The following is a 6410-nucleotide window of genomic DNA, read 5'->3' as shown; positions in this document are numbered from 1 at the left end:
GGCGCTCTCTTAAGAGAGCGCCTCTTTTGTTATGCTTTAAACATAATTTAATCATAATCATGAATATTTTCATCGCCTGTATAACTATGTTCAGCTGTAATAGTAATCTCAAAGGTAGGATCCATGGCTTCTAAAATTTTCTTAATCGCTTGTGCAATGGTATCCATTCGTTGTCTATCCGAATAAGGCACGACTAAATCAAATAAAATATGCGTTTTATCATCACTCTTTACAGCCCGTAAGTCATGAATACTCAATTTTTCATCATACGCTTTAACTACAGTATGAATTTTATCATATAATGCCATCGACTCTTTAGTTATTAATAGAGGATCCATATGAATGGTTAACTGAAGATATAATTCTTTTTGCGCATCTCGTTCAATTCTATCAATTAAACTATGACTTTTAATTACATCTTCTTTAGCATCTACTTCCACATGAATGCTAGCAAATACATGGCCTGGACCATAGTCATGAATCATTAAATCATGAATTCCCAAAACACCAGGATATGATTTCACAAAATTAGCAATATCCTTTACCATCTCAGGACTCGGCTCATTGCCTAACAATCGACTAATAGCATCAGCCAACACATGATACCCCGCACGACCAATCATCAAGGAGACAATAGCGCCTAAATAACCATCTACAGGAATTTTAAAAAGGCCACCTACAACTAAGCCAATCGTAATACCTAAGGTAGCCCATACATCAGATAAATACTCCAAGCCATTGGCTTTTAATATGGGAGAATTAATCCGCTCGCCAATAGATTTAAAAAAGGTATATAACCAAACTTTTAACCCCATAGCACAGAGCATAACAAGTAAAGCCCAAATGGAGAAATCCACAATTTCAGGTTTAAAAATACGCCCTACTGACTCAATCAGTAGTTGTATAGCTACCACAAAAAGCAATATAGAAAATCCTATTGATAACAAATATTCTATACGCCCATGACCATAAGGATGCTCTTGGTCAGCTTTTTTGGCAGAAAATCTAAAACTTAGCAACGATATAGTAGATCCCCCAGCATCAGCTAAATCATGAATAGCATCGCTGACCATTGCAATAGAGCCAATTAAAAAGCCTACAATTAATTCACCCAATGAAATGATTAAATTAGTGACAATACCAACTATACTTGTTAAATTGCCATACCGTGTACGCACTGCAGGCGCTTTAATACAATCATAGTCTTTAACAAACCATCGAATTAATTGTTCTTGCATACCCTTCTCCTACTGTATTCTTCAATACATCCATAAATTCATGCTCTAATCAGTATCCCTAGTATACATCTTTTCTCATCGATTATCAATACAAAATAATGTAAAAAATACCTTTCTCAGTTTTTATATTTCTAAATAACTAGCTTACAATAAGCTAGCATCAAGAATCAAACAAACTAAGAAAGGTATTTTATATATTCAAATATTACAGTCTTTTTACAAAGTGTATCTTACCAACGATGCTCATAGTATACTTGAGTCCACATAATAACCTCTGACAAGGTTGGATGTGGCGACATTGTTTCGCCAACTGTAATCACTGAATGAGGATCCATCTTACGAACTAAGCCCTCTTGACGAAGTTGTTTAGTCAAAGTAGAACCAATTTCCTCATTAATAGGCACTAATGGTGTATCTCCGCTATTGAGTAAGTTAACAAATGGCTGGAACAAAATCGACGCCTGTGGACCAATAACATGAACGCCTAAAATGTGATTTGTTTTTGTATCGACCACAATTTTTACAAAGCCATCATTCTCATCGCCTGGATCAAAACCCATGGCAAATCCCTTAGCAGAAGATGAGTAGAAGTTCTTACCCGTTTTAACTTCATAGCCTTTTTCAATGGCTTCTTGCTCTGTTAAACCAACATGACCTACTTGAGGATATGTAAAGGTTACTGCTGGCACTAAATCATAGCGAGCCCAACGGAAGTCTTGTGGACTTGTGGCATGATATAAATTATGCGCTAAAATATCAGCTTCATAATTGGCTTTATGACGGAATGGCGCCTCCCCATTCACATCACCTAAAGCATACACACCATCTACAGAAGTTTCTAAAAATTCATTAGTAACAATCCAACCACCTCGTTTGGTTTGAATTGATGTATTCTCAAGTTTAAGTTCTTCAGTAGCTGGTTTAATGCCAGAAGCCATAAGAATTTCTTCCCCACGTATTTCACGAACTTCACCAGTCTTACGATCACGAATTACAACAACCTTTTCGCCATTTTCTACACGCACTTCTTCAGGTTCTTGATTTAAAATAACATCAATACCTAAACGTGTAATATCTTTATAAATCTGTTCAGAAATTTCGGCATCTTCTTTAGGTAACAAACGTACATTATGCTGAATTAAAGTAACCTTCGTCCCTGCAGCAGCAAATACATGAGCAAATTCAGTCCCAATCGGGCCCCCACCCATAACTACTAAGGATTTAAGTGGAGTCTGCGGATATTTATGGCCGAATAGGCTTTCACTACTCATATAACCAGCTTCTTCTAAGCCTTTAATAGGATTTACTTTGGTATGGCCCCCAACACCTAAAACAATAATAGGTGCTGTAATTTCTTCGGTCACTTCTCCTGTATTTAATGTCACGGTCAATACTTTATCTTTTACAAACGTAGCGGCACCACGATACACATCTACATTATCAAACTTATCGTAATATGCTTCTACCCCTTTACTTTCATCAATTTTTTGCCATACACGTTTTGACATCAATTCCCAATCAATGATCGCTGGCTGAACTTTTACCCCAATTTTAGGTAATTCTTCAATTTCACGAACTGCATCGGCCACAGTAACCATTACCTTTGTAGGAATGCAGCCACGAGTTAAACAAGTGCCACCAAATTTGCCTTTTTCAATAATGGCTACCCGTTTACCTTTGCTAATGGCCGCATCAGCTACAATTGTAGCACCGCCAGTACCAACAACAATAATATCATATGTTTTCATCTATGACTCCTCCATATATTATATACACTTACAATGTATGATTACCTACTATACATGATTCAACTATTTATGAATTTTTGTTTACCAATTTATATAAACAAAAATTACAATCAATAACCATAATCAATTACAAATCAATTATATCATATCGATACTTATAAATAAAGAACTCCCTATGCCAATCACGCTATGGTCCTAACAATAAATAGCGATGGCCTAAGGAGTTCTTCTATCTTACTTGAGGGCAAGTAATTAGTAAGTTATATTAAATTTCAAGAGTTACTACATCTTCTACAGCTTCTAGTAAAGTACCATCAGCTACAATAGCAGTTATTTTTTCTAACTCTTTAAACATTTCAATATCTTTATCATAGTCGATAAATTTATTGCTTGCACGAACAGCTTTATAAGCCGCTGCTGTGCCAACACCTAAAGTAAATTCATCTTCACGAAGGTCAATGGCTTGACAAGCAGCTAAAATTTCAGTAGCCACTACACGTCGTACATTATCAGCAATTTCCCCTGCTTTGCGAGCTGCATGAGCGCCCATACTTACCAAATCTTCCTGATTTTCACACGAAGGAATGGAGTCAACGGAAGCAGGATGAGCCAACACTTTATTTTCACTTACTAAAGCAGCCGCTGCATATTGAGTAATCATAAAGCCGGAATTTAAGCCAGAATGTTTTACTAAGAATGATGGGAAGCCACTCAATGAATTATTGAGTAATCGTTCTAAACGGCGTTCTGAAATATTGGCAATTTCAGCTAAACCAATGCCAAGGAAGTCAAATGGAAGTGCCATTGGCTGTCCGTGGAAGTTACCACCAGAAATAACATCACCATCTGGTAAAATAATTGGATTATCTGTAACAGAGTTAATTTCAATATCCACTTTTTCTTTAACAAAAGCTAACGCGTCCTTAGAAGCACCATGTACTTGTGGTACACAACGCAAGGAATATGGATCTTGAACTCGCAATTCACCTTGCTGTGTAATTGATGTACTTCCCTTTAATAATTCGCGCATATTACGTGCTGTGTCTAATTGCCCTTTATGAGGACGAATCGTATGAATCCGTTCGTCATACGCATTAATAATACCACGCATAGCTTCCGCTGATAAAGCAGCTGCAATATCGCTTAATTTTAGAAGGCATAAACCTTCCCAAAGAGCCAACGCCCCTGCTGCAGTTAGTACTGGCGTGCCATTAATAAGTGCCAAGCCTTCTTTAGCTTCTAACGCAATAATAGGAATCCCTGCTTTAGCCATTGCGTCTTTACCTGGCACAACTTGTCCTTCAAATTCTGCATCACCAAGGCCAAGCATTGGCAATACCATATGAGATAATGGTGCTAAGTCACCAGATGCACCTAAAGATCCTTTTTCAGGAATGTATGGATGCACACCTTTATTAATCATAGCAATTAAGGTTTCTAAGGTTTCTAAACGAATCCCTGAATACCCTTTTACTAATGCATTAGCACGAATTAACATCATAGCTCGAGTCGCTTCACGACTAAATGGCTTACCAAAACCACAAGCATGTGTACGAATTAAGTTTTCTTGTAATTGGGAGCAATCTTCTTTAGAAATATGTACACGACATAAAGAACCAAAACCGGTTGTAATACCATATACTACAGCATTGCTGTTCACAATATTATCTACAATAGCACGAGAGGCTTTAATATTTTCAATTGTTGATTCTGGTAATACAACTTTAGCATCATAACGAGCTACCGCCATTAATTCAGCTAAGGTTAAATCATTGCCAGTTAATACTACTTCTTTAATTGCTTTAACAGTTTTTATCATTACAATTATCTCCTAATTATGCCTAGTTAATTAAACTTATCCGAGCATTAATGCCCCGATAACACCACCGATAATTAAAGTAATATCATAGAATATAAAGGTTGGTACACAAGTATCCCAAATATGATTATGCTGACCATCCGCATTTAAACCAGAAGTTGGTCCTAATGTAGAGTCAGAAGCTGGTGAACCAGCATCACCTAAAGCGGCTGCAATACCAATAAGAAGGATAATAGCAGGTACACCAAATCCTAATTGCGTCCCCATTGGAATGTAAATAGACGCGATAACTGGAATTGTACCAAAAGAAGTACCAATACCCATAGTAATTAAGAGACCAACTAATAACATAAGTAAAGCACCAGCAAATTTTGTATCAATAATAGCTGTAGTTGCTTCAACTAAAGTTTGAACAGATTGTGTTTCACGAAGCACATTAGCATAGCCAGCTGCAACTAACATTACAAATGCGATGAAGCCCATCATGCGTACGCCGCCGTCCATCATATTATCCATATCTTTCCATTTGATGCCACCAGTTACAATCATAACACCTAAACCACACATAGCACCAATTGGTAAGGATTTGAAATATAATTGCGCTACAAAGGCTACCGCCGCCCCTAATAATGCTAGCCAGCAATCTTTTGTCATAGTTACATCTTCAGGATTTTCATCAGCACCAATAACTGGTAAATCTTCGTAATGACGATCTTTAGCATAGAAGAATACGGCTAAAATTAAGCCAACTAACATAGATAAACCGCCAATCCACATAACTGAAGATATATCGCTGATGGAAACATCTACCCCATTGGCTACCATTTGGTCTTTAAGAATTGTCATAAATAAGAGACCAAAACCAACTGGCAAACTAACATATGGCGCTTTTAAACCAAATGTTAACGCACAAGCTACTGCACGACGGTCCAATTTCATATGATTCATTAAAGCTAATAATGGTGGAATTAAAATAGGAATAAATGCAATGTGTACTGGAATCAAGTTTTGAGAAAAACAAGCTACAAAGGCAATTAAGAATGTGAAAGCAATTTTCTTACTACCTACTACTTGCGTAATCTTACGAGATACTACAGCAGCTAAACCAGAGCGGCCAATTGCTACAGCTAATGCCCCTAATAAGATATAGCTTAGAGCTGTTTCAGAGTTGCCACCCATCCCATTAATCAAGGATCCTACGGTGTCACTAATTGACATACCACCAATAGTGCCTGCTACAAGAGCAGCAATGATAACAGCTAGTAGCACGTTCATTTTCATTAAACAAACGGCTGACATCACAATAACTGATACCACTATGGGATTCAATAAAATATCCATACACGTTCAACTCCTTTACTACAATAATTTACAATGAAAAAAGTCCGGCTTTAGTAAATATTTACTTTTCTATAGTATACCTCTCGTTTGTCGTAAAATTGTCAAACTTTTTTAAGTATAAATAATTTGTCATCAAATTTCAATAAAAAGATTATTAATATAACTTATGAGAATGATAATTTTCTACTTGATAAATAGACCTTTTTTCGACGTTTTTTATTAAGGTAACTAACTACTTCTCTATCAGGCTAAATTGAGAAAGCA

The 6410-nt window shown here is 36.6% G+C and carries 4 protein-coding genes; all 4 read right to left on the bottom strand.

Annotated features, from left to right (window positions below; genetic code table 11):
* Positions 1–47: 47 nt before the first annotated feature.
* Complete coding sequence (locus NFR27_RS04810; RefSeq protein ID WP_251440819.1) at positions 48–1238, bottom strand: cation diffusion facilitator family transporter; 1191 nt, start codon at positions 1236–1238, stop codon at positions 48–50.
* Between the two features lie 230 nt (positions 1239–1468).
* Complete coding sequence (locus NFR27_RS04805; RefSeq protein ID WP_251440822.1) at positions 1469–2986, bottom strand: dihydrolipoyl dehydrogenase family protein; 1518 nt, start codon at positions 2984–2986, stop codon at positions 1469–1471.
* Positions 2987–3251: 265 nt separating this feature from the next.
* A complete protein-coding gene (gene hutH, locus NFR27_RS04800; RefSeq protein ID WP_251440826.1) occupies positions 3252–4805 on the bottom strand; it encodes a histidine ammonia-lyase in 1554 nt (517 codons plus the stop codon).
* Between the two features lie 36 nt (positions 4806–4841).
* A complete protein-coding gene (locus tag NFR27_RS04795) occupies positions 4842–6146 on the bottom strand; it encodes a Na+/H+ antiporter family protein (RefSeq protein ID WP_251440828.1) in 1305 nt (434 codons plus the stop codon).
* Positions 6147–6410 lie beyond the last annotated feature (264 nt).

Source organism: Veillonella intestinalis, from assembly GCF_943192895.1.
GTDB classification, from domain to species: Bacteria; Bacillota; Negativicutes; order Veillonellales; family Veillonellaceae; genus Veillonella_A; species Veillonella_A intestinalis.
The sequence above is the reverse complement of the archived record's forward strand: the minus strand, read 5'-3'. Positions and strand labels throughout refer to the sequence as shown.